Genomic DNA, 23959 nt, shown 5'->3' with positions numbered 1-23959 from the left:
GAGAGTTTTGTGAATGGTGAAAGTTGTATTTATGGGAACACCGGACTTTTCAGTGCCGGTGCTTCGTCGTCTTATTGAAGATGGATATGATGTGATTGGTGTTGTGACACAGCCGGATCGTCCAGTAGGTAGAAAAAAGATTATGACACCAACACCTGTTAAAGTGGAAGCAGAAAAACATGGTATTCCGGTGTTACAACCGTTAAAAATTCGTGAAAAAGATGAATATGAAAAGGTGTTGGCGCTAGAGCCGGATTTAATTGTAACAGCTGCGTTCGGACAAATTGTACCAAACGAAATTTTAGAAGCACCGAAGTACGGATGTATTAATGTCCATGCTTCATTACTCCCAGAACTTCGCGGCGGTGCACCTATTCATTATTCCATCATGCAAGGAAAAGAAAAAACAGGTATTACGATTATGTATATGGTTGAAAAATTAGATGCCGGCGATATTTTAACGCAAGTAGAAGTAGAAATTGAAGAACGTGAAACAACTGGTTCATTATTTGATAAATTAAGTGAGGCTGGAGCGCACTTATTATCAACAACTGTTCCGCAGTTAATACAAGGAAAGTTGGAACCAATTAAACAAAATGAAGACGAAGCAACATTTGCTTACAATATTAAACGTGAGCAAGAAAAGATTGATTGGATGAAAACAGGTGAAGAGGTTTACAATCATATTCGTGGTTTAAATCCATGGCCAGTTGCTTATACGATTTTAGCAGGACAAGTTGTAAAAGTATGGTGGGGAGAAAAGGTTTCTGTAAAGGCGCAAGCCGAAGCCGGAACAATTATAGCAGTTGAAGAAGATGGTTTTATTGTGGCAACAGGAAATAAAACGGCAATTAAAATTACCGAGTTGCAACCATCTGGTAAAAAGCGCATGAGCTGTTCACAATTTTTGCGTGGAACAAAGCCTGAAATTGGTACGAAGTTAGGAGTAGACGCATGAAACAAAACGTTCGTGAATTAGCTCTTGACGGTTTATTGCAAGTTGAAAAAAGCGGTGCATACAGTAATTTGCTTTTAAACAATCTTATTGAAAAAAGCAATATTGATAAAAAAGATGTTGGATTGTTAACAGAAGTTGTATATGGAACAATTCAAAGACGTGATACACTTGATTACTATTTACAGCCGTTTTTGCGGAAAAAGATTGAATTGTGGGTAAAAGTGCTACTTCGCTTATCTTTGTATCAAATGTTATATTTAGATCGTGTTCCAGAGCGAGCGGCAATTCATGAAGCGGTTGAAATCGCAAAGCGCCGTGGACATAAAGGAATTGCAGGTCTTGTGAACGGAGTACTCCGTTCTATTCAGCGTGAAGGTGTTCCGTCGTTAGATGAGATTAAAAGTCCTGAAAAACGCCTTGCAATTGCGACAGGCCATCCAGAATGGCTTGTAAAAGAATGGGTAGAAACATACGGAATTGAAACGGCACAAAAAATGTGTGAAGTAAACTTACTTCCACCAGTTCCAACTGCTCGAGTGAATGTGGCGAGAGCATCTGTAGAAGAGGCGCTTCAAATGCTAGAAACAGAAGGAATTCAAGCAAAACATGGTGATTTGTCAGAAGATGCAATTCAAATAGAAAAAGGAAATGTAGCTCATACAAAAGCATTTCAAGAAGGATTGTTGTCTATCCAAGATGAAAGTTCCATGCTTGTGGCTCGTGCACTTAATCCGGAAGCGGGAGATATTATTCTTGATAGCTGCGCTGCTCCTGGTGGGAAAACAACGCATATTGCAGAACGCTTACAAGGAACAGGGAGAGTCATCTCTCTTGATTTACATCCACACAAGGTGCGTTTAATTCAGCAACAAGCAAAGCGTCTTCAATTAGAAAATGTAGAAGCGAAAACGCTCGATGCCCGGAAAGTACAAGAACATTTTGAACAGGAGAGTTTTGATAAAGTATTAGTGGATGCTCCGTGCTCTGGATTTGGTGTAATTCGCCGTAAACCAGATATTAAAATTGGAAAACAAAAAGAAGATAGTGAAAGACTTGCAAATATTCAGCTATCTATTTTAGAAAAGGTAGCTCCTTTGTTGAAAAAGGGAGGACGCCTTGTTTATAGTACGTGTACAATTGAAAAAGTAGAAAATGAACAAGTGGTAGAGCTGTTTTTACAATCACATCCTGAATTTGAATGGGATATAACAATGAAAGAACGATTGCCAAAAGACGTGCATCCGTATGTAGTAGAAGGTGGAGTGCAAATTTTACCGCATTACTTTGCGACGGATGGATTTTATATCGCTTGTTTAAGAAAGAAGGTGTAGCATCATGGAAACAACTGTAAAAAAACAAAAAAAAGAATTAGAAACAAAAAAACCGTCTATTTATTCCCTGCAGCTTCATGATATGGAACAATGGTTAAAAGAACAAGGAGAACCTAAATTCCGTGCTGGTCAAATTTTTGATTGGTTATATAAAAAACGTGTAACAACTTTTGAGGATATGTCAAACCTTTCTAAAGGATTGCGTGAAAAATTGTCGAATTCCTTTGATATTACAACTTTAAAAACATTGGTAAAGCAAACATCTTCAGATGGAACAATTAAATTCTTATTCCAATTGCATGATGGGTATTCTATTGAAACGGTATTAATGCGCCATGATTATGGAAATTCAATTTGTGTAACAACACAAGTTGGTTGCCGAATTGGCTGTACGTTTTGCGCATCAACACTTGGCGGCTTAAAACGCAATTTAGAAGCTGGTGAGATTGTTGCACAAGTTGTCGAAGTACAACGTGAGCTAGATAATACAGATGAGCGTGTAAGCTCTCTTGTTGTTATGGGAATCGGAGAACCGTTTGATAATTATGATAGCTTAATGGCGTTTTTACGTATCGTGAATCATGAAAAAGGGCTTCACATTGGAGCGCGTCATATGACTGTATCAACAAGTGGAATTATCCCGAAAATTTATAAGTTTGCTGAAGAAAATATACAAATTAACTTTGCGGTTTCTTTACATGCTCCAAATACAGAGCTGCGTTCAAAATTAATGCCAATTAACCGGGCATACAAGCTACCAGATTTAATGGAAGCTATCAAATATTACATCGAGAAAACAGGGCGCCGTGTTTCATTTGAATATGGCTTATTTGGAGGAGAAAATGACCAAGTCGAACATGCTGAGGAATTAGCTCAGCTGTTAAAAGGTGTGAAATGTCATGTTAACTTAATTCCAGTTAACTATGTACCAGAACGCGATTATGTAAGAACACCGCGCGAACAAATTTTCTTGTTTGAAAAAACATTAAAAGATCGTGGTGTTAACGTAACGATTCGTCGTGAACAAGGTCATGATATTGATGCAGCCTGCGGTCAATTGCGTGCAAAGGAGCGCAAAGAAGAGACGAGGTGAGATGATGAAAACCGTGTTTCTATCAGATAAAGGAAAAGTTCGTCAACATAATGAAGATAGTGCAGGAGTATTTCATAATCTAGATGGAGCTGTTTTAGCGGTTGTAGCAGATGGAATGGGAGGTCATCGAGCGGGCGATGTTGCCAGCTCGATGGCAATCCAATTGTTCCATGACTATTGGGAACAAACGTATAATATGGATACGCCTAAAAAAGCAGAACAATGGTTACATAATCATGCTCAAATTATTAATGAACGTGTATACAAATATTCTGGTGAACATCCAGAATGTAGTGGAATGGGGACAACAATTGTTGCGGCTATATGCACAGCTACTTTTGTTACAATTGGTCATATTGGAGATAGTCGCTGTTATATGTTATCGGATGATTATATGTCACTTATAACCGAAGATCATTCCCTTGTAAATGAACTCGTTCGACATGGAGAAATTTCAAAAGAAGATGCTGAATATCATCCACGAAAAAATGTTTTATTAAGAGCACTTGGTACGGAAGAAACCGTTATATTAGATGTGAAAACTTTAGTATTAGAAGATGGAGATCAGTTGTTGCTCTGTTCCGATGGGTTATCTAATAAAGTTGCAATGAGCCGTATGAAAGAGGTTTTACAATCTGATGAACTTTTGCAAACAAAAAGTGAACAACTTGTGCAGCTTGCAAATGACCTTGGCGGCGAAGATAACATTACTCTTGTCATTATTGATTATGCGGATTCGGCGAACGAAAGTAGGTGAATTACAACGTGATGATTGGAAGACGCCTAAATGACCGTTACAAACTGCTTAAAATGATTGGTGGCGGGGGAATGGCCAATGTATATTTGGCGCATGATGACATACTTGATCGTGATGTAGCTGTAAAGATGTTACGCCTTGATTATTCAAATAACGAGGAGTTTATTAAGCGTTTCCATCGAGAAGCTCAATCGGTCACAACGTTATCTCATCCAAATATTGTTAATATGTATGATGTCGGAGAAGAAGATGGAATTTATTATCTTGTTATGGAATATGTGCCTGGTCAAACGTTAAAGCAATACATACAACAGCGAGGTCTTCTTCCTGTAGGAGAAGCGCTTGATATTATGGAACAATTAACTGCTGCGATGGCTCATGCGCATCATTTTGAAATTGTTCACCGTGATATTAAGCCTCATAATATTTTAATTCGAAGTGATGGTGTTATAAAGGTCACAGACTTTGGTATTGCAACAGCGACAAGCGCAACGACGATTACACATACAAATTCTGTTCTTGGTTCGGTTCATTATTTATCTCCTGAGCAGGCAAGAGGCGGTGTTGCTAATAAGCAATCAGATATTTATTCACTTGGAATTGTGATGTTTGAACTATTAACAGGAAGGCCGCCGTTTTCTGGAGAATCTGCTGTTTCTATTGCTCTTAAACATTTACAAAATGAAACACCATCTCCGAAAAGATGGAATCCTGATATTCCGCAAAGTGTAGAAAATATTATTTTGAAAGCAACAACGAAAGATCCATTTCATCGCTATCAATCTGCTAATGCAATGAAACGTGATATTGAAACAGCATTATATCCAGAACGAATAAATGAACAACCTTTCCATATACCTGAAGATATGGAAGCAACAAAGGCAATTCCTATCATTCAGCAGGAGCAATTGATAAATACAAATAGCGAAGAAACGATTGTTTTATTTGGAAATTCGAAAGAAGAAAAGCAGCAAAATGAAGTAAAACAAGAAGAACAACCAAAAAAGAAAAGCAATCGATGGCTCAAAATTTTACTTACGACTTTCATATTTTTAGTTGTGTGTGGAATATTGGCAGTGACAGTTATTCCAGGTTTCTTTATTCCAAAGGAAGTCAAAGTGCCGGATGTGTCTGGTATGACCTATGAAAAAGCTGTCAATACACTTGTTGATAAAGGGTTCGAATTGACGACACCGCAAGTTGTATATACAGATGAAGTGGAAGAAGGTAAGGCCATTAAAACAAATCCAGCGGCAGGACGGATTGTGAGAGAGAATACAAAAATCACGATTTTTCAATCAGGTGGAAAACAAAAGAAAAAAATGCCTAATTTAATTGGGAAAGAATATAATCAGATTAAAGATGAATTAACTCAATATAAGGGCGTTGTACCTTATTATATTGAAAGCGAAAAGCCGAAAGATGAAATTGTAGAACAAATTCCTGAAGCAGGACAATCTATTGTCGAGGAAGAACAAGAAATAAAAGTGTGGATTAGTAAGGGGCCGAAACAAATTCGACTTGTTGATTTTTCTGGTTGGACAGAAAATAGTGTGAATAGCTATTTAAATGATAAAAAGCTTGTGCCAGAAATAAAGAGAGAGTATTCAAATACAGTTGATAAAGGGCTTGTTATTTCGCAATCACCAAAGCCAGATACGAACTTAAAAGAAGGGACAAAAGTAACAATTGTTGTCTCTGATGGACCTAAAGAAAAGCCGACAAAAACTGTAAAAGTCGACAATATCCCAATCGAGTATCAAGCATCGGCAACTGGAGAGAAAAAACCACAAACAATTGAAATATATAAAGAAGATATGCAGAATACTATGGATAAGCCGTTTGAAACGAGAACGATAACAGAGTCTACGACAATTTCTCTTGAGTTTGTTATTCAAGAAGGAAAAAAAGGGCGTTATAAAATTGTTCGTGACGGAACGACGTTAATCGAAAAAGAAGTTCTGTATCCAACAGGGTAAAGTGAAACTCACGTTAGGAACTTATAAATGGTGAGTTGAACGAATCTCGTTCTAAAGTCTATTATGAATATCTATAAAAAGAAATTGGTTTTTTATGTTCTTTAGAACAAGATAAATGAAGGAGAGAATGTATGCCAGAAGGGAAAATTATAAAAGCTTTAAGTGGATTCTACTATGTGCAGCATGAAGAGGGGGTAACGCAGTGCCGAGGACGTGGTGTATTCCGTAAACATAAAATTACACCGCTTGTTGGCGATCAAGTCGTATTCCAAGCTGAAAATCCGAGCGAAGGATATGTTCTAGAAATATTAGAGCGAAAAAATGAACTTGTGCGCCCGCCGATTGCGAACGTTGATCAAGCGCTGCTTGTATTTTCTGCAGTAGAACCAGAGTTTAATCCATTGTTATTAGACCGTTTTTTAGTTTTAATCGAGTTTCATAATATTAAACCCATTATTTGTATCAGTAAGATGGATTTAATAGATGAGAAAACACGTGAAACAATTGAATCGTATGCACGGGATTACATTGCAATTGGTTACGATGTGGTATTTACTTCAACGACAACCTCAGAGAGCATAGAAGTATTAAAGCCGTTTTTACAAGGTTGTGTTTCTGTTGTAGCGGGTCAATCTGGTGTAGGGAAGTCTTCTCTTTTAAACGTATTACGTCCAGATTTAGCGTTAAAAACGAGTGGAATTTCAGCTCATTTAGGGCGAGGTAAGCATACGACAAGACATGTGGAATTAATTGAAGTAGGAAGCGGCCTTGTTGCAGATACACCTGGGTTTAGTTCGCTGGATTTTATCGATATAGAAGTAGAAGATCTCACATATTGTTTTCCAGAATTGAAAGAACAGAGTCAATACTGTAAATTTAGAGGTTGTACACATCTTTCTGAGCCGAAGTGTGCGGTAAAAGATGCTGTAGAAGAAGGTGGCATTACACGCTATCGTTACGAGCACTACATGCAATTCGTTGAAGAAATTAGAGATAGAAAGCCGAGGTATTAATGATGATTAAAATTGCACCATCGATTTTATCAGCAGACTTTTCAAGATTGGGAGAAGAAATTAAAGATGTAGAAAAAGGCGGAGCGGATTACATACATGTCGATGTAATGGACGGGCATTTTGTTCCAAATATTACAATTGGTCCGCTGATTGTAGAAGCAATTCGTCCCATTACTTCTTTACCATTAGATGTTCATCTGATGATTGAAAATCCGGATCAGTACATTCCTACTTTTGCAAAAGCAGGAGCGGATATTATTACAGTACACGTAGAAGCGTGTCCGCATTTACATCGTACGATTCAATTAATCAAGTCGCATGGTATTAAAGCGGGTGTTGTTTTAAATCCACATACACCAGTTTCAATGATTGAGCATGTATTAGGAGATATAGATATAGTGTTACTTATGACGGTAAACCCAGGCTTTGGTGGTCAAAAGTTCATTCATTCTGTATTACCAAAAATTAAACAAGTTGCTGATATGGTTCGTGAACGCAATTTACAAGTAGAGATTGAAGTTGATGGCGGCGTTAATATAGAAACTGCGAAATTATGTGTAGAAGCAGGAGCGAATGTTCTCGTTGCAGGATCCGCTGTATACAATCAAAAAGATCGCGGGGCAGCAATTGCGGCTATTCGTGGATAAAGTGAAACTTCCATCAGTGTGGGTTTTACTGCCCGCAAATAGCGGGATGAAAATGAGTCTGTAGATAGGTAAAATAGTTAAAGGAAAAGGTAATCTAGCTATTGGTAGATTGCCTTTTTTCTATAAGAAGGAGAGAGAACATGATTATTCATATTTTAGCTGGAGGTCCAGTAGAGTGTTGGGCAGATTTTTCAAAATATGAGAGTGAAGAGGTTGTATGGGCAGCTGTTGATCGAGGAGTATATCGTTTGTTACAGCTTGGAATAACACCACAAGTAGCTTTTGGTGATTATGATTCTGTTACAGAAGAAGAGTTAGTATGGATGCAAAAACAAAAAGAAGACTTGCATATTGTACCGAAAGAAAAGGATCAAACGGATTTAGAGATTGCAATTAATTGGGCTTTAGAGCAAGAACCAGAACAAATTCGTATTTTTGGTGCAACAGGTGGAAGATTGGATCATAGTTTAGCAAACACTCAAATGCTACTAAAGGCCTTACGAGCAAATGTGAACATGAGCATTGTAGATTATAAAAATGAAATTTTTGTTAAAGAATCAGGTACATATACAATAGAAGAAAATTCATCATTTCCTTACATATCTTTTGTTCCTGTTACAGAAATAGTATCGGGAATTACACTTCGCGGTTTTAAATATCCTCTTACAGATAAAACGATAGAATGGGGATCAACACTTTGTATTAGTAATGAACTCGTTGCGGAAAAAGGTACTTTTTCATTTACTTCTGGCATATTAATGGTGATAAGAAGCACTGATTGAAGAACTACTTTTGTTGCTACGTCATATAGTAAACAAGTGGAGTAATGGGGATTAGGAGGGAAACCATGAGATTTTATACAATTAAGTTGCCGAAATTTCTTGGTGGAATTGTTCGCGCGGTGTTGAATACCTTTAAAAAGGAATAAAAAAAGCACCTGTTACCGGTGCTTTTTTCATGAGGATAATAAAAAAAGAGCCAAAAGGCTCTCTTTTTTATTATTAAACACGTTCGATTTTGCCAGATTTTAATGCTCTAGCAGAAACGTAAACACGTTGAACTTTACCGTTAATGCGTACGCGAACTTTTTGAAGGTTAGCGCCCCATTTACGTTTTGTAGCGTTCATTGCGTGAGAACGAGAGTTACCAGAACGAGCTTTTCTTCCAGTAATAGCACAAACACGAGCCATCTATATTTCCCTCCCTTAACTACCGTAACCTACGTAATTTTCAATGTTAGTCTTTTATGCGATGCTAAAAACACTACTATAATTTAACACAACTAAAAAGAGAATGCAACAGTGTATAAGAAAGAAATCAAGAAAAATTACTTGACACTATATGTAAGAAAAGCGGAAATCAAGAAAAATCACTTGACATATTATATGGATATGTGTTGTATAATAAAAATGGACTATTGTGCTCATCATAAAAAGAATTGCTATATTATTCTATAAATACGAGAGCGAAAGTAAAGAACGTTGGAATTTTTTTTGAAAAGATTATATGATAGTAATTAAAGTAGTCTAGCTCACTTTCACCATTTCTAAAGGGGGAAACGAGATGTCAATTGAAATCAAAACAAAGTTCGGTCAAATTGATATTAGTACAGATGTAATTGCAACAATTGCTGGAGGCGCTGCAGTAGATTGCTACGGCATCGTTGGTATGGCGTCAAAAAATCAATTAAAAGATGGATTAACAGAAATCTTACGAAAAGAAAATTTCACAAGAGGCGTTATTGTTCGTAAAGAGAATGATGAAGTACATATTGACATGTATATTATCGTGAGCTATGGTACAAAAATTTCAGAGGTAGCACACAATGTTCAAACGAAAGTGAAGTATACATTAGATCAAACAGTAGGACTAGCAGTAGATTCTGTAAACATCTACGTGCAAGGAGTAAAAGTAACAAACTTGTAATGTGCATTAAGGAGGAAAATCTGTGTCAATTCAAAAAATTGATGGGAAGCGTTTAGCCCAAATGATTCTGCAAGGGGCAAATAATTTAACAAATAACGTCAAGCTAGTTGATGCTTTAAACGTTTTTCCAGTTCCAGATGGCGATACCGGTACAAACATGAATTTATCGATGACTTCAGGAGCGCGAGAAGTAAAGAGAAATCCTTCTGAGCATGCTGGGAAAGTCGGAGTGAGCCTAGCGAAAGGATTATTAATGGGAGCACGTGGGAATTCTGGCGTAATTTTATCTCAGCTTTTCCGTGGTTTCTCAAAATCTATTGAGCAAAAAGAAACGTTAACAACAGTTGATTTTGCTGATGCTTTAGAAGCTGGTGTAGAAACTGCATATAAAGCAGTTATGAAACCGATTGAAGGAACGATTTTAACTGTTGCAAGAGAAACGAGTAAACATGCAGTCACAGTTGCGAAAAAACAACGCGACTTTGTTTTGTTTATGGAAGAAGTTGTGAAAGAGGCGAACGCATCTTTAAATCGTACGCCGGATTTATTACCTGTATTAAAGCAAGTTGGTGTTGTAGATAGCGGTGGTAAAGGCCTTGTTGTTGTGTATGAAGGCTTTTTAGCTGAGTTAAAAGGTGAAACAATTACTTCTGATGAGCCAGCGCAACCATCTATGAATGAAATGGTACGTGCAGAACATCACCGTAGTGTACAAAGCCAATTGAGTACAGAAGATATCACATATGGCTACTGTACAGAATTTATGGTCAAACTAGACGAAGAGAAGATGAAAGAACATAACTTCTCTGAGCAAAAATTCCGTGAAGATATTAGCGTGTACGGTGATTCATTGCTGGTTGTATCTGATGATGAAATCGTGAAAGTTCACATTCATGCAGAGCATCCTGGAGATGCAATGAACTACGGACAACGTTATGGTAGCCTAATTAATATTAAAGTAGAAAATATGCGTGAACAACATACTGCTTTATTAGATGAGCCTGCAGTGATGCATGAAGAAGTGAAACAATCTGCAGAGAAGCAGCCTTACGGAATCGTAACGGTAGCGATGGGATCTGGTATTAAAGAATTGTTTGAAAGCATCGGCGCGACGGTAGTTATTGAAGGCGGTCAAACGATGAATCCAAGTACGGAGGATATTGTAAAAGCAATTGAAGAAGCAAATGCAGAAAAAGTTATTATTTTACCAAACAACGGTAATATTGTAATGGCTGCAGAACAAGCTGCTTCTGTATTGAACCAAGAGGTAATCGTTGTTCGTTCGAAAACAGTTCCGCAAGGTATGGCAGCGATGCTAGCATTCAATCCAGTAGGAACGCTGGAAGAAAATGCAGCAAATATGAATGAGGCGCTTACTCATGTGAAGACAGGCCAAATTACGTATGCGGTTCGTGATACAGAGATTGATGGTGTAACAATTCATAAAGATGATTTCATGTGCATTGCCGATGGGAAGATTGTATCAACGGATGCAAAGAAATTAGAAGCTGCGAAAAAGCTGTTAGAAAATATGCTTGATGAAGATGCAGAAATCTTAACGGTTTTACAAGGTGAGGATGCATCGGAAGAAGAGGTAGCTGCATTGGTAGCATTTGTAGAAGAAAAATTTGAAGATGTAGAGGTAGAGGTTCATAACGGAAATCAACCTATATATTCCTTCATTTTTTCTGTCGAATAAAGTGAAACTTCATCCCTGCTAGTGGTTAGTTCCGCTGATCGAACTTTGTATGTAGCGTATCTCCTTCGAAAATGGGATTGCTCTGCATAGGGTGAGACAATATAAATAATGAGAGGGCCTTACTAGCTAATGCAGTGAGGCTCTCTTTCTTGTTTATCCCGCATGAACGGGCAGTAAGCTCCCACCTCAAGATTCGGAGGAAATCGTTGTCCAGCTCTAGCGGCTAGAATCTCCGGTCGTTTCGCCCCCTCGGACGAGGCAAAAAGCACCTCTCTGCCTTGGGCGTGGGCGTCCTGCGATTCTGGGCGAACCGCTTCCGCTTTTCTACAGAAGATAGGTGTGGGATAACTGCCCGTAAAAGTCCCATTGGTGAGAGCTTTCCATCAGTGGGGAATGAAGCACCCCCCTCCCCGCTGATGGAAGTTTCACTTTATCCCGCTATGCGCGGGCAGTAAGACCCCGTTGATGGAAATGCCGCTTTATAATTAGTGCTGTATATGAAGAATGTGGTAGGAAATGGAAATAGGTAGCTGGAATTTGGATTGGTATATGCGGCTAGATAAGGGGGAAACGACTGTTCCGCTTTACTGATGCTATGGTAGAATAGGAGAGGTAGAGATTGCGTATTTAAAATGCGAATGGAGATATGTAGTCATTATGATGATATAACGTACAAGTAAAGAAGATACGTATTGTATGTGAAGAGTTAGGAATAAGATTTAACGGAGCGTGAAGATCTTGAATGAAGTTGTGCAAGTTCCGATTACGGATGTGAAAGGAATTGGAGAAGAAACAGCTGTATTATTAAATGAGATGGGGATTTTTACGGTTTCTGATTTACTAGAGCATTTTCCATATAGATACGAAGATTATGCGATGAAAGATTTAGCTGAAGTTAAGCACGAAGAACGTGTAACGGTGGAAGGTAAAGTACATAGTGCGCCGTTGTTGCAGTATTATGGAAAGAAGAAATCTCGTCTCACTGTACGTGTTCTCGTTGGGCGTTATTTAGTTACAGCCGTATGCTTTAATAGACCGTACTATAAGCAGAAATTAAATATTGATGAAACAATAACGATAACTGGGAAATGGGATCAACATCGTCAAACAATCTCGGTATCTGAACTGCACTTTGGTCCTATTGTCCGTCAACAAGAAGTAGAACCGGTATATTCGGTTAAAGGGAAATTGACGGTAAAACAGATGCGGCGCTTTATTGCACAAGCATTTAAAGAATACGGTTCTTTTGTGAAAGAAGTACTGCCAGATGGACTGTTGTCTCGTTATAAATTATTATCTCGTTACGAAGCGCTATATGCCTTGCATTTTCCTAGTGGACAAGAAGATATGAAACAGGCGCGCCGGCGCTTTGTATATGAAGAATTTTTCTTGTTCCAATTGAAAATGCAAGCACTTCGTAAAATGGAACGAGAAAGTTCAAAAGGGATAAAAAAAGATGTCTCTCTTGAGTTGCTAGAAGAGTTTATAGGTGCACTTCCTTTTCCTTTAACGAATGCGCAACATCGTGTAGTTTTGGAAATTATGAAAGATTTGCAGTCACCGTATCGGATGAATCGCTTACTACAAGGGGATGTAGGTTCAGGGAAAACGGTAGTTGCTGCCATTGCTTTATATGCGGCGAAATTAGCTGGATATCAAGGAGCATTAATGGTACCGACAGAAATTTTGGCTGAGCAACATTATCAATCGCTCGTATCTACGTTTGCTCATTTTAATATGAATATTGAATTATTAACAAGTTCTGTAAAGGGAGCGCGTCGTCGTGAGGTATTAGCTAGACTAGAACAAGGAGAGATTGATATTCTTGTTGGAACGCATGCTTTAATTCAAGATGAAGTCATATTTCATAGGCTTGGACTTGTTATTACGGACGAACAACATCGTTTTGGTGTAGCGCAGCGCCGGGTTTTGAGAGAGAAAGGTGAAAGTCCAGATGTTTTATTTATGACGGCAACACCAATTCCTCGTACATTGGCGATTACTGCGTTTGGTGAAATGGATGTATCAATTATTGATGAGATGCCGGCAGGTCGTAAAGTAATTGAAACGTACTGGGCGAAACACGATATGTTTGAGCGTGTTCTTGGATTTGTTGAGAAAGAAGTGAAAAAAGGACGACAAGCATATGTCATTTGTCCGCTAATTGAAGAATCAGAGAAACTGGATGTGCAAAATGCAATTGATTTGCATAGTATGCTGACTCATCATTATCAAGGGAAATTTCAAGTTGGATTAATGCATGGACGCCTTTCTTCTCAGGAGAAAGATGAAGTAATGCAACAATTTAGTGAAAATAAAGTACAAATTCTCATTTCGACAACAGTTGTAGAAGTTGGTGTGAACGTACCGAATGCAACGACAATGGTTATTTATGATGCGGAACGTTTTGGATTATCACAACTTCATCAACTTCGTGGTCGTGTAGGGCGTGGAAGTGAACAATCTTATTGTATTTTAATTGCTGATCCGAAATCAGAAACGGGAAAAGAGCGCATGCGTATTATGACAGAGACAAATGATGGCTTTGTGTTATCAGAAAAAGATTTGGAGCTGCGTGGTCCTGGGGATTTCTTTGGAAGTAAGCAAAGTGGTTTACCTGAATTTAAAGTAGCTGATATGGTACATGATTATCGAGCATTAGAAACAGCTAGGCAAGATGCTGCTTTACTTGTGGATTCAACTGCATTTTGGCAAAGTGGGCAGTATGAAATGCTACGGAAATATTTAGAGAAGTCAGGTGTTTTTCAAGGAGAAAAGCTGGATTAAAGCGGAAGAAACAAAAAAATGTTGCATTCTGTATTTAATGCTTATATACTACTGTTAGTACCTAGTCATAAAAATGGATGGTGCGGAATGAAAAAAAGAAGGAAAAAAGAAAGACAAGAGTTGTTACAACATACAATAGAAGCAAATCCGTTTATTACGGATGAAGAATTAGCTGAACAATTTCAAGTGAGTATTCAAACGATTCGTCTCGATCGTATGGAACTTTCGATTCCGGAATTGCGAGAACGAATTAAACATGTAGCAACGAAACAACATGAAGAAGATGTAAAATCTTTACCGCTTGATGAAGTGGTAGGAGAAATTATTGATATAGAATTAGATAGACATGCGATTTCAATTTTTGAAGTGAAGGTAGAACATGTCTTTAAACGTAATCAAATTGCTCGTGGGCATCATTTATTTGCACAAGCGAACTCATTAGCTGTTGCTGTTATTGATGAAGAACTAGCTTTAACTGCAAAGTCCACCATTCGATATATTCGTCCTGTAAAATTAGGAGAGCGTGTTGTTGCAAAAGCGCGTGTTGAAGATGTGGAGAATGATAAAGGACGGACGGTTGTAAAAGTGCAAAGTTTTGTCGGAGATGAACTTGTTTTTAAAGGCACTTTTGAAATGTATCGATCTAGTAATTATAGTGAGGAAGGTAACAACTTATGAGAATCGCAATAGATGCAATGGGTGGCGATCATGCGCCAAAATCTGTCGTACTCGGAGCAATGAAGGCAATTAAACAATATTCAGATTTACATATTACATTAGTAGGAAAAGAAGACGAAATTCGTAAGTATTTAACAAGTGAAGAGCGTATTACTGTACTGTATACAGATGAAGTAATCGAAGGGACAGATGAGCCGGTACGAGCGGTACGTCGCAAAAAACAAGCTTCCATGGTACTTGCTGCGCAACAAGTAAAAGAAGGTGCAGCTGATGCTTGTATTTCCGCAGGGAATACGGGGGCTCTTATGGCAGCTGGATTATTTGTAATTGGACGTATAGAAGGGATTGAACGCCCTGCTCTTTCTCCTACTATGCCAACAGTAGACGGTAAAGGCTTTGTTATGTTAGATGTTGGAGCAAACGTTGATGCAAAAGCGATCCATTTATACCAATATGCTGTAATGGGATCTGTGTATGCAGAGAAAGTGAGAGGAATTGCTAATCCTCGCGTAGGTCTTTTAAATGTTGGAACTGAGGATGGAAAAGGAAACGAGCTTTCTAAACAAGTTTTTGCAATGCTAAAAGATGCACCGATTAACTTTGTTGGAAATGTAGAATCACGAGACTTATTAAACGGCGTAGCTGATGTGGTTGTTTGTGATGGATTTACCGGAAATGTTGCCCTTAAAACGTTAGAGGGTACTGCACTTGCATTATTCTCGATGCTAAAAGAGCAATTGATGAGTTCGTTTACAAGTAAACTAGCGGCGGCGGTATTAAAACCAAAGCTTATGGTGTTAAAAGATAAAATGGATTATTCAGAGTATGGAGGAGCGGCTTTATTTGGATTGAAAGCTCCTGTCATCAAAGCGCACGGTTCCTCCAATGACCAATCGATTTTTAGTGCGATTCGTCAAACTAGAGAAATGGTAGCGAAGGAAGTTATTCCTACTATTACGAGTGTAATAGAGGAGGAGCCGCTTCAATAATGAGGAGGGTTTGAAATGGGAAAACTGGCATTTCTTTTTCCAGGACAAGGTTCACAGGCAGTTGGAATGGGAAAACAATTAGCAGAAAGTCATGAAGAGGTTGCGAAAGTATTTCATCAGGCTGATGAAATTTTAAAAGATTCTCTTTCATCACTTATTTTTGAGGGGCCTCAAGAAACGTTGACGTTAACAACAAATGCACAGCCAGCATTATTAACGACAAGTATTGCAATTTTAAAGGCATTGGAGCAGTATGAGATTAAACCTGACTATGTTGCAGGACATAGTTTAGGTGAGTATAGTGCACTGGTAGCAGCGGGTGCTATGTCATTTGAAGATGGGGTATACGCTGTAAGAAAACGCGGTGAGTACATGGAAGAAGCTGTGCCAAATGGCGAAGGTGCAATGGCAGCTATTCTGGGAGCGGATCCAGATATGTTAAAGCAGGTGACCGAAGAGGTGACACAGGAAGGATATGCTGTACAAGTTGCGAATATGAACAGCACGAAGCAAATTGTCATTTCTGGAACGAAGCAAGGTGTGGAATTGGCTTCAGAAAGAGCGAAAGAAAATGGTGCAAAACGCGCAATTCCATTACGCGTTAGCGGTCCGTTTCATTCATCGCTTATGAAACCAGCGGCTGAGAAGTTTCGCGGTGTGTTAAATGAAATTTCAATTCAAGATGTGAAGGTTCCCGTTGTTGCAAATGTAACAGCAGATTGTATTACTCGTAAAGAGGATATTCAAGAAAAATTAATTGAACAACTCTATTCCCCTGTATTATGGTACCCATCCATTGAACGGATGGTAGAACTTGGTGTGGATACATTTATTGAAATTGGGCCTGGAAAGGTTTTAGCTGGTCTTATGAAATCAATCGCTCCATCTGCGAAAGTATATGCGATATATGATGAAGAGACGATGAAGGATACCATTTCAAAACTGAGAGGAGAAGGCTAATGTTATTAAAAGATAAAGTCGCATTAGTAACGGGAGCATCTCGCGGAATCGGTCGTGCAATTGCATTAGATTTAGCAAAACAAGGTGCGAAAGTAGTTGTAAACTATGCAGGAAACGAATTAAAAGCAAATGAAGTTGTGGATGAGATTAAAAAATTAGGATCAGAAGCAATTGCAGTAAAAGCAAATGTTGCTAGTAGCGAAGAAGTGACTGATATGGTAAAACAAACAGTTGATACATTTGGTCAAATTGATATTCTTGTAAATAACGCTGGTATTACGAAAGACAATTTACTAATGCGTATGAAAGAAGAAGAATGGGATGCTGTTATTGATACAAACTTAAAAGGTGTCTTTTTATGTACAAAAGCTGTATCTCGCTATATGATGCGTCAACGCCATGGTCGTATTATTAATATCGCCTCTGTTGTTGGGGTTACTGGAAACCCGGGTCAAGCAAACTACGTTGCAGCAAAAGCAGGTGTAATTGGGTTAACAAAAACTTCAGCAAAAGAGCTTGCAAGTCGTAATATTACAGTAAATGCAATTGCTCCTGGATTTATTGTAACAGATATGACAGATGTATTAGCAGAAGATGTGAAGAATGAAATGCTAAAATTAATCCCGATTGCAAAATTTGGAGAAGCAGAAGATATTTCAAATGCTGTAGCATTTTTAGCATCAGATGCGAGTCGTTATATCACTGGACAAACACTTCATGTTGACGGCGGTATGGTGATGTAAAAGGAAAAACTACAGAAATAGGTTGATTTCATCTAGCTTTTCTGTACAATATTAAATATAATGGCTTGAGAAGATCGGAAAAATAGTGATCTAATCTATAAATAAAATTAAAAAGTGATTGATTGTCAATACTCTTTAAAGGAGGTGAATGAATATGGCAGACGTTTTAGAGCGTGTAACGAAAATTATCGTTGATCGTCTAGGAGTAGACGAAACAGAGGTAACAACAGCTGCAAACTTTAAAGAAGATTTAGGTGCTGATTCTCTAGATGTAGTAGAACTTGTAATGCAACTAGAAGATGAGTTTGAAATGGAAATTTCTGATGAGGAAGCAGAAAAAATTGCTACTGTTGGCGATGCTGTGACTTACATAGAGAGTCATCTATAATGCTTGATGAAGTCCCGTTTATATACGGGGCTTTCTCAGCATATATATCTGGAGGGACCTATGCCGTACAGAAAGTATAGAGATAAGAAGTATGAAGCGAAATATCGCGAGGCTTTTAAAAAGTTTCAAGCGAAAATAGGTATTACATTTACAAATGAAAAATTGTTGATTCAGGCATTTACGCATTCATCGTATGTGAATGAGCATCGGAAAAAGCCACATGAAGATAATGAGCGTCTTGAATTTCTTGGTGATGCGGTATTAGAACTGACGGTTTCGCAATATTTGTTTCAAAAATATCCGACAATGAGCGAGGGAGAATTAACAAAACTTCGCGCGGCTATCGTATGTGAACCTTCTCTTGTTCGTTTTGCGAATGAGCTATCATTTGGTAATCTTGTCCTTTTAGGAAAAGGGGAAGAAATGACAGGAGGTCGCGAACGTCCAGCGTTATTAGCGGATGTCTTTGAAGCGTTTATTGGGGCACTTTACTTGGACCAAGGTTTAGACAAGGTATGGGGATTTTTAAAAGCAGTTGTTTATCCGAAAATTAATGAAGGTGCTTTTTCTCATGTGATGGATTTTAAGAGTCAACTACAAGAATTAATTCAGCGTGATGGTAGTGGTAATATAGAGTATCAAATTTTGCAAGAAAAAGGACCAGCCCATAATCGAGAGTTTGTATCGCGTGTTACATTAAACGGCGAAGCATTAGGACTTGGAAGTGGAAAGTCTAAGAAAGAGGCAGAACAACATGCCGCCCAAGAAGCGTTAGAAAAATTAAAAGAGCATTCATAGGAATCCCCCTTATACTTAGGGGGATTCCTTGTGCATAAAGGGGGAAGGTCTTTCGTGTTTTTAAAACGGTTAGAGATAGCAGGATTTAAATCTTTTGCAGAACGTGTATCGATTGACTTTGTACCAGGTGTAACATCTGTAGTAGGTCCAAATGGAAGTGGAAAAAGTAACATTACAGATGCCATTCGTTGGGTACTTGGTGAGCAATCTGTAAAGTCGCTGCGCGGTGCGAAAATGGAAGATATTATTTTTTCAGGCAGTGATACACGTAAAGCGTTGAATGTTGCTGAGGTAACATTATCATTAAATAATGAGGATCAGCGTTTGCCGATTGAATATAACGAAGTAAGTGTAACAAGACGAGTATATCGTTCAGGTGATAGTGATTTTCTGATTAACAAACAATCTTGTCGTTTAAAAGATATTGTAGATTTATTTATGGACTCTGGTATGGGACGTGAAGCATTTTCTATTATCAGCCAGGGGAAAGTAGAAGAGATTTTAAGTAGTAAATCAGAAGACCGTCGTAGTGTTTTTGAAGAAGCAGCTGGTGTACTGAAATATAAAATTCGTAAAAAGAAAGCGGAAGGGAAATTAGCGGAGACACAAGATAATTTAAATCGTGTAGAAGATATTATTCATGAATTGAGTGCTCAAGTTGAACCTCTTGAAAGACAAGCTTCTATTGCAAAAGATTATCTTGAGAAAAAAGAAGAATTAGAAAAAGTTGAAGCGGCATTAATTGTATATGAAATTGAAGAGTTACATGAAAAATGGGAAGCGCTTCGCGAGCAATTTAAACATAACAAAGATGAAGAAGTGAAATTATCAGCACATCTTCAAAAAAATGAAGCGGATTTAGAAGAAGTGCGTGGAAACGTACAAGCCATTGATGAATCTGTTCAATCTTTGCAAGAGGTTCTTCTTCTTTCTAGTAAAGAACTTGAAAAATTAGAAGGGCAACGTGAGCTGCTGAAAGAAAGAAAGCACAATGCGACAACGCATTGTGCACAGTTAGAAGCACTCATTCATGAATTAACAGACAAGGTTTCTGCATATGAAGGAAGTGTTGTGCAAGGAACTGACGAATTAATGAAATTAACAAATCATGTGAAAGAGTTAGAACAGAAACTGCATGATAGTGAAAGATTGTTGTCTACATATGTACAAAATTTAGATGAGCAAATCGAGTATTTAAAAGGTGATTATATTGAGCTTTTAAATCAACAGGCAAGTTACCGAAATGAACTTTCTATGTTAGAGGAACAATTTAAACAAAGAGATTTCAAAAATCAGCGTCTTGACGAAGAAAATGAAAAATATGTGCAGATGCGCATAGAAATTGCGCAGAAAAAATCAACGTTCGTTGAAAAATATGAACATATAAAAGAGCAAATTACAAATCTGCTGTCAAGTATGCAGCAAACGGACATTGCACTTGGGAAATGTAAAGAACAATATAGCGAAAATGAGAGCAAGTTGTACCAAGCATATCAATATGTTCAACAAGCTCGTTCTCGTAAAGAAATGCTTGAAGAAATGCAAGTGGATTATTCGGGATTTTATCAAGGAGTTCGTGAAGTATTAAAGGCACGTGATAGCCAGTTGCATGGTATTGAAGGTGCAGTTGCAGAACTTCTGACTGTGCCGAAAAAATACGAAGTGGCAATGGAAATTGCGCTTGGAGCAGCAATGCAGCAGGTTGTTGTACAAACAGAAGAACATGCGCGCCGAGCAATTGCATTTTTAAAGCAAAATCGCCATGGACGTGCGACCTTTTTACCGCAAAGTGTAATTAAAGGGAGAGCACTTAATGCAGAGCAACTTCGTATTGTAAATCAGCACGCATCATTTATAGGAGTAGCATCAGAGCTTGTGCAGTACAATAATAAATATGAAAATGTTATTACAAATTTATTAGGTACGGTAATTGTTGCTCATGATTTAAAAGGAGCGAATGAATTAGCAAAGCAGCTACAATATCGTTATCGCATTGTTACATTAGAAGGTGACCTTGTAAATCCGGGGGGGTCAATGACGGGTGGTGCCGTGAAGCAAACGAATTCCTCTCTATTAGGACGTCAACGTGAATTAGAAGAGTGGAATGAAAAGTTGGCAGATATGGAAGAAAAGACGGCAAAATTAGAAAGCTACGTCAAAGCGCTAAAACAAGAAATACAAGAAAAAGAAGTGCAGATGAAAGAAATTCGACAAAGTGTCGATGAAAAGCGTGTAGATGAACAAAAATGCAAGGAAGAGATTAATCAGCTAGAACTAGAAGAGCATCGTATTAATGAGCGCTTATCTATTTATGATTTAGAGCTAGAAGGATTTTTGCAAGATCAAGTGAAGATACAAGGGCGGAAAACAGAGCTAGAAGAAACGCTTACTGAGCTGCAAGAAAAAATTATGCAACTTGATACAACAATTAAAGAATTAACGAAGCAAAAGAGTGAGCAACATTCTTCGAAAGAAAAAGTGCAGACAGAAATTACGGAGTTAAAAGTACAAGCAGCTGAAAAGCAACAACAATTATCAAATCAAAAAGAGACAGTAGACCGCCTCATGAAAGAACAAGATGAGACAAAAAAGAATCTTATAAAGACAAAAGAAGATTTAGCATTCTTGAAACAAGAAATGACATCGAATTCCAGTGGCGAAGAGCAAATTACAAGTATGATTCAAAAGAAAACCCACGATCGAAATCAAACAGTCGAACTAATTAGTTCACGCCGTGAGCAGCGTCTTGATTTACAAGGGCGACTAGAATATTTAGATTTAGAAGTAAAAGAAGCGAAACGTCAACATAAATATTTGCTCGATGTATTAAAAGATGAAGAAGTAAAAATCAATCGTTTAGACGTGGAGTTAGAAAATCGCTTGCAGCACTTACAAGAAACATATACCATTTCTTTCGAAGCTGCGAAACAAAAGTATACGATGACAATGTCTGGTGATGAAGCTCGTAAAAAAGTGAAATTAATTAAACTATCCATTGAAGAACTCGGAACAGTAAACTTAGGTTCGATTGATGAATACGAGCGCGTATCTGAGCGTCATACGTTCTTGCTAGAGCAGCGTGATGATTTGGAAGAGGCGAAAACAACACTGCATCAAGTAATTGATGAGATGGATGAGGAAATGAAAAAACGCTTTTCGTATACGTTCCAAGCAATTCGTACAGAATTCCAGCTTGTGTTTAGTGAATTGTTTGGCGGAGGGCGAGCGGATTTAGTTATGACGAACCCGCAGGATTTATTAAATACAGGAATTGATATTGTTGCACAGCCACCAGGAAAGAAGTTGCAAAATTTAGGTCTTCTTTCTGGAGGAGAACGAGCATTAACAGCTATTGCATTACTGTTTAGTATTTTAAAGGTTCGTCCTGTACCGTTTTGTGTACTTGATGAGGTCGAAGCAGCGCTGGATGAAGCGAACGTTGCTCGTTTTGCGCAGTACTTGAGAAAGTTTAGTGATGAAACACAATTTATAGTCATTACACATCGAAAAGGAACGATGGAAGAATCAGATGTACTATATGGTGTAACGATGCAGGAATCTGGTGTTTCCAAGCTTGTATCTGTTCGTTTAGATGACGGAGCAGAAGTTGTGACAAGTGAATAGAGAGGATGGGAAAGAATGAGCTTTTTTAAAAAATTAAAAGAAAAAATTTCAAAGCAAACAGATACAGTAACAGAAAAGTTTAAACACGGTTTAGAGAAAACGAGAAACTCTTTTGCTGAAAAGGTAAATGACTTAGTATATCGTTATCGCAAGGTTGATGAAGATTTCTTCGAAGAGTTAGAAGAAATTTTAATTGGTGCGGATGTGGGTGTGTCCACAGTAATGGAATTAATTGACCAATTAAGAGATGAAGTGAAACGTCGTAATATCCAGGACCCAAGAGAAGTACAAGCTGTTATCTCTGAAAAATTAGTTGAGATTTACAAAGGCGATGGTAATTTTAATAATGAATTAAATGTACAAGATAACACATTGACGGTTATTTTATTTGTTGGGGTAAATGGTGTTGGGAAAACAACAACAATTGGAAAGATGGCTCATAAATTTAAAGCAGACGGCAAGTCTGTATTATTGGCGGCGGGTGATACATTCCGTGCCGGAGCGATTGAACAGCTAGAAGTATGGGGCGAACGTGTTGGTGTAGATGTAATTAAACAAGGATCAGGTTCTGATCCGGCAGCTGTTATGTACGATGCAATTCAGGCCGCAAAATCGCGAAAAGTTGATGTTTTATTATGCGATACAGCAGGTCGTTTGCAAAACAAAGTCAATTTAATGAAAGAGTTAGAGAAAGTAAAACGAGTAATTGAGCGTGAAATTCCAGGTGCTCCTCATGAAGTGTTACTTGTTATTGATGCGACAACTGGACAAAATGGTTTAAGTCAAGCAAAAACATTCCGCGAGGCGACAAATGTAACAGGAATTGTACTGACGAAATTAGATGGAACTGCTAAAGGTGGAATCGTATTAGCAATTCGTAATGAGATGGATGTACCGGTGAAGTTTGTCGGCCTTGGAGAAAAAATGGATGACTTGCAAGAATTTAACCCAGAACAATATGTATATGGACTATTTGCAGACTTTGTAGAAACAGAAGTAGAATAAAGTAAGGTTTTCATTAGTGAGAGACTTTATATGTTCCTAATAGTTTGCTCAATTCCTCCATGCTCTTACGTATATCTAAGTAGGAAATGTTTTTGGTAGGTATGTGGTAAAAAAAGAAGAGGCGGTGCTTGCCGCTTCTTCTTTTTAAATTAAAATAAGATGTTAAGAAAAAAACTTGACACTCTTTTCTACTCCATGTAAACTAATTCATGTAAAGGTAATTCACTTAACAAAGGGTGATTCAACATGCTCGAAAAAACAACGAGAATGAATTATTTATTTGATTTTTATCATTCGTTGTTAACGCCAAAACAAAGAAGTTATATGTCACTTTACTATCTTGATGATCTCTCGCTTGGTGAAATTGCAGAAGAATTTGAAGTGAGCCGCCAAGCAGTGTATGATAACATTAAACGGACAGAAGCGATGCTTGAAGAATATGAAGAAAAGTTATTGTTACTTCAAAAGTTTCAAGAAAGGCAGCAACTTGTTGAAAAGTTAAAGCAGCTAATCAGCGAAGAAGAGCATGTAGATGAACAAGTGAAACAAGTTGTTGAAGCTATCGAAAATTTAGATTAGGAGGG

22 protein-coding genes are annotated in these 23959 nt (G+C 37.9%); 21 read left to right on the top strand and 1 reads right to left on the bottom strand.

The annotated features are described in order from the left end of the window. Positions 1 to 13 precede the first annotated feature (13 nt). The 9 genes from fmt (at position 14) to spoVM (ending at position 8706) form a co-directional block, all read left to right on the top strand. Positions 14 to 958 (top strand): methionyl-tRNA formyltransferase, encoded by a 945-nt coding sequence (fmt, locus tag AB1284_RS14505; RefSeq protein ID WP_429754174.1) that lies wholly within the window; start codon positions 14 to 16, stop codon positions 956 to 958. Then, positions 955 to 2289, top strand: coding sequence for a 16S rRNA (cytosine(967)-C(5))-methyltransferase RsmB (gene rsmB, locus AB1284_RS14500; protein ID WP_429754175.1), 1335 nt, complete (start codon positions 955 to 957; stop codon positions 2287 to 2289). The genes fmt and rsmB overlap by 4 nt, the downstream gene beginning before the upstream one ends. Before the next feature lie 4 nt (positions 2290 to 2293). Beyond that, positions 2294 to 3382, top strand: a complete 1089-nt coding sequence (gene rlmN, locus AB1284_RS14495; RefSeq protein ID WP_429754176.1) for a 23S rRNA (adenine(2503)-C(2))-methyltransferase RlmN — start codon at positions 2294 to 2296, stop codon at positions 3380 to 3382. Positions 3383 to 3386: 4 nt separating this feature from the next. Continuing rightward, the gene (locus AB1284_RS14490; protein WP_429754177.1) at positions 3387 to 4139 is read left to right on the top strand and encodes a Stp1/IreP family PP2C-type Ser/Thr phosphatase; all 753 of its coding nucleotides are present in this window, start codon (positions 3387 to 3389) and stop codon (positions 4137 to 4139) included. Positions 4140 to 4147: 8 nt separating this feature from the next. Further along, positions 4148 to 6118, top strand: a complete 1971-nt coding sequence (gene pknB / locus AB1284_RS14485; RefSeq protein ID WP_429754178.1) for a Stk1 family PASTA domain-containing Ser/Thr kinase — start codon at positions 4148 to 4150, stop codon at positions 6116 to 6118. A 131-nt stretch (positions 6119 to 6249) separates the two neighbouring features. Beyond that, the gene (rsgA, locus tag AB1284_RS14480) at positions 6250 to 7131 is read left to right on the top strand and encodes a ribosome small subunit-dependent GTPase A (protein ID WP_429754180.1); all 882 of its coding nucleotides are present in this window, start codon (positions 6250 to 6252) and stop codon (positions 7129 to 7131) included. Between the two features lie 2 nt (positions 7132 to 7133). After that, positions 7134 to 7778 (top strand): ribulose-phosphate 3-epimerase, encoded by a 645-nt coding sequence (rpe, locus tag AB1284_RS14475; protein ID WP_429754181.1) that lies wholly within the window; start codon positions 7134 to 7136, stop codon positions 7776 to 7778. A 140-nt stretch (positions 7779 to 7918) separates the two neighbouring features. After that, entirely contained in the window at positions 7919 to 8560 is a 642-nt protein-coding gene (locus AB1284_RS14470) for a thiamine diphosphokinase (RefSeq protein WP_429754182.1), read from the top strand. A 65-nt stretch (positions 8561 to 8625) separates the two neighbouring features. After that, positions 8626 to 8706, top strand: coding sequence for a stage V sporulation protein SpoVM (gene spoVM, locus AB1284_RS14465; RefSeq protein ID WP_098309662.1), 81 nt, complete (start codon positions 8626 to 8628; stop codon positions 8704 to 8706). A gap of 73 nt (positions 8707 to 8779) precedes the next feature. On the opposite strand, the gene rpmB is transcribed toward spoVM, so the two are convergent. After that, entirely contained in the window at positions 8780 to 8968 is a 189-nt protein-coding gene (gene rpmB / locus AB1284_RS14460) for a 50S ribosomal protein L28 (RefSeq protein ID WP_012094952.1), read from the bottom strand. Positions 8969 to 9341: 373 nt separating this feature from the next. Here rpmB and AB1284_RS14455 point away from each other — a divergent pair, with 373 nt between their 5' ends. The 12 genes from AB1284_RS14455 to AB1284_RS14400 all read left to right on the top strand — a co-directional run bounded on the left by AB1284_RS14455 (position 9342) and on the right by AB1284_RS14400 (position 23954). Further along, entirely contained in the window at positions 9342 to 9704 is a 363-nt protein-coding gene (locus tag AB1284_RS14455; RefSeq protein ID WP_336483141.1) for an Asp23/Gls24 family envelope stress response protein, read from the top strand. Between the two features lie 22 nt (positions 9705 to 9726). Continuing rightward, entirely contained in the window at positions 9727 to 11403 is a 1677-nt protein-coding gene (locus AB1284_RS14450; protein WP_429754183.1) for a DAK2 domain-containing protein, read from the top strand. Between the two features lie 738 nt (positions 11404 to 12141). Then, positions 12142 to 14190, top strand: a complete 2049-nt coding sequence (gene recG / locus AB1284_RS14445) for an ATP-dependent DNA helicase RecG (RefSeq protein ID WP_429754184.1) — start codon at positions 12142 to 12144, stop codon at positions 14188 to 14190. 87 nt (positions 14191 to 14277) lie between these two features. Then, positions 14278 to 14868, top strand: a complete 591-nt coding sequence (gene fapR / locus AB1284_RS14440; protein ID WP_336483138.1) for a transcription factor FapR — start codon at positions 14278 to 14280, stop codon at positions 14866 to 14868. Continuing rightward, positions 14865 to 15857 carry a phosphate acyltransferase PlsX gene (gene plsX / locus AB1284_RS14435; protein ID WP_429754185.1) on the top strand — a complete coding sequence of 331 codons (993 nt, stop codon included), beginning with the start codon at positions 14865 to 14867 and terminating at the stop codon, positions 15855 to 15857. Before fapR ends, plsX begins: the two co-directional genes overlap by 4 nt. Before the next feature lie 15 nt (positions 15858 to 15872). Then, entirely contained in the window at positions 15873 to 16817 is a 945-nt protein-coding gene (fabD, locus tag AB1284_RS14430) for an ACP S-malonyltransferase (RefSeq protein WP_336483136.1), read from the top strand. Continuing rightward, the gene (gene fabG, locus AB1284_RS14425; RefSeq protein ID WP_429754186.1) at positions 16817 to 17560 is read left to right on the top strand and encodes a 3-oxoacyl-[acyl-carrier-protein] reductase; all 744 of its coding nucleotides are present in this window, start codon (positions 16817 to 16819) and stop codon (positions 17558 to 17560) included. Before fabD ends, fabG begins: the two co-directional genes overlap by 1 nt. 154 nt (positions 17561 to 17714) lie before the next feature. Further along, entirely contained in the window at positions 17715 to 17948 is a 234-nt protein-coding gene (gene acpP, locus AB1284_RS14420; RefSeq protein ID WP_098309669.1) for an acyl carrier protein, read from the top strand. A gap of 60 nt (positions 17949 to 18008) precedes the next feature. After that, positions 18009 to 18746 carry a ribonuclease III gene (gene rnc / locus AB1284_RS14415; RefSeq protein WP_429754187.1) on the top strand — a complete coding sequence of 246 codons (738 nt, stop codon included), beginning with the start codon at positions 18009 to 18011 and terminating at the stop codon, positions 18744 to 18746. 54 nt (positions 18747 to 18800) lie between these two features. Next, entirely contained in the window at positions 18801 to 22370 is a 3570-nt protein-coding gene (gene smc / locus AB1284_RS14410) for a chromosome segregation protein SMC (RefSeq protein WP_429754188.1), read from the top strand. 15 nt (positions 22371 to 22385) lie between these two features. Further along, entirely contained in the window at positions 22386 to 23375 is a 990-nt protein-coding gene (gene ftsY / locus AB1284_RS14405; protein ID WP_429754189.1) for a signal recognition particle-docking protein FtsY, read from the top strand. Between the two features lie 246 nt (positions 23376 to 23621). Continuing rightward, on the top strand, positions 23622 to 23954 hold the full coding sequence (locus tag AB1284_RS14400; RefSeq protein ID WP_154711789.1) for a putative DNA-binding protein: 333 nt from the start codon (positions 23622 to 23624) through the stop codon (positions 23952 to 23954). Positions 23955 to 23959 lie beyond the last annotated feature (5 nt).

It is taken from the genome of Bacillus sp. S2(2024), assembly GCF_050474045.1.
Taxonomy (GTDB): domain Bacteria; phylum Bacillota; class Bacilli; order Bacillales; family Bacillaceae_G; genus Bacillus_A; species Bacillus_A yunxiaonensis.
The sequence above is the reverse complement of the archived record's forward strand: the minus strand, read 5'-3'. Positions and strand labels throughout refer to the sequence as shown.

Excerpts from the sequence above, each read along its gene's own strand:
- fmt (WP_429754174.1), top strand. The coding sequence starts at position 14 with ATGGTGAAAGTTGTATTTATGGGAACACCGGACTTTTCAGTGCCGGTG.
- rsmB (WP_429754175.1), top strand. The coding sequence starts at position 955 with ATGAAACAAAACGTTCGTGAATTAGCTCTTGACGGTTTATTGCAAGTT.
- rlmN (WP_429754176.1), top strand. The coding sequence starts at position 2,294 with ATGGAAACAACTGTAAAAAAACAAAAAAAAGAATTAGAAACAAAAAAA.
- AB1284_RS14490 (WP_429754177.1), top strand. The coding sequence starts at position 3,387 with ATGAAAACCGTGTTTCTATCAGATAAAGGAAAAGTTCGTCAACATAAT.
- rsgA (WP_429754180.1), top strand. The coding sequence starts at position 6,250 with ATGCCAGAAGGGAAAATTATAAAAGCTTTAAGTGGATTCTACTATGTG.
- rpe (WP_429754181.1), top strand. The coding sequence starts at position 7,134 with ATGATTAAAATTGCACCATCGATTTTATCAGCAGACTTTTCAAGATTG.
- AB1284_RS14470 (WP_429754182.1), top strand. The coding sequence starts at position 7,919 with ATGATTATTCATATTTTAGCTGGAGGTCCAGTAGAGTGTTGGGCAGAT.
- spoVM (WP_098309662.1), top strand. The coding sequence starts at position 8,626 with ATGAGATTTTATACAATTAAGTTGCCGAAATTTCTTGGTGGAATTGTT.
- rpmB (WP_012094952.1), bottom strand. The coding sequence starts at position 8,968 with ATGGCTCGTGTTTGTGCTATTACTGGAAGAAAAGCTCGTTCTGGTAAC.
- AB1284_RS14455 (WP_336483141.1), top strand. The coding sequence starts at position 9,342 with ATGTCAATTGAAATCAAAACAAAGTTCGGTCAAATTGATATTAGTACA.
- fapR (WP_336483138.1), top strand. The coding sequence starts at position 14,278 with ATGAAAAAAAGAAGGAAAAAAGAAAGACAAGAGTTGTTACAACATACA.
- plsX (WP_429754185.1), top strand. The coding sequence starts at position 14,865 with ATGAGAATCGCAATAGATGCAATGGGTGGCGATCATGCGCCAAAATCT.
- fabD (WP_336483136.1), top strand. The coding sequence starts at position 15,873 with ATGGGAAAACTGGCATTTCTTTTTCCAGGACAAGGTTCACAGGCAGTT.
- fabG (WP_429754186.1), top strand. The coding sequence starts at position 16,817 with ATGTTATTAAAAGATAAAGTCGCATTAGTAACGGGAGCATCTCGCGGA.
- acpP (WP_098309669.1), top strand. The coding sequence starts at position 17,715 with ATGGCAGACGTTTTAGAGCGTGTAACGAAAATTATCGTTGATCGTCTA.
- rnc (WP_429754187.1), top strand. The coding sequence starts at position 18,009 with ATGCCGTACAGAAAGTATAGAGATAAGAAGTATGAAGCGAAATATCGC.
- ftsY (WP_429754189.1), top strand. The coding sequence starts at position 22,386 with ATGAGCTTTTTTAAAAAATTAAAAGAAAAAATTTCAAAGCAAACAGAT.
- AB1284_RS14400 (WP_154711789.1), top strand. The coding sequence starts at position 23,622 with ATGCTCGAAAAAACAACGAGAATGAATTATTTATTTGATTTTTATCAT.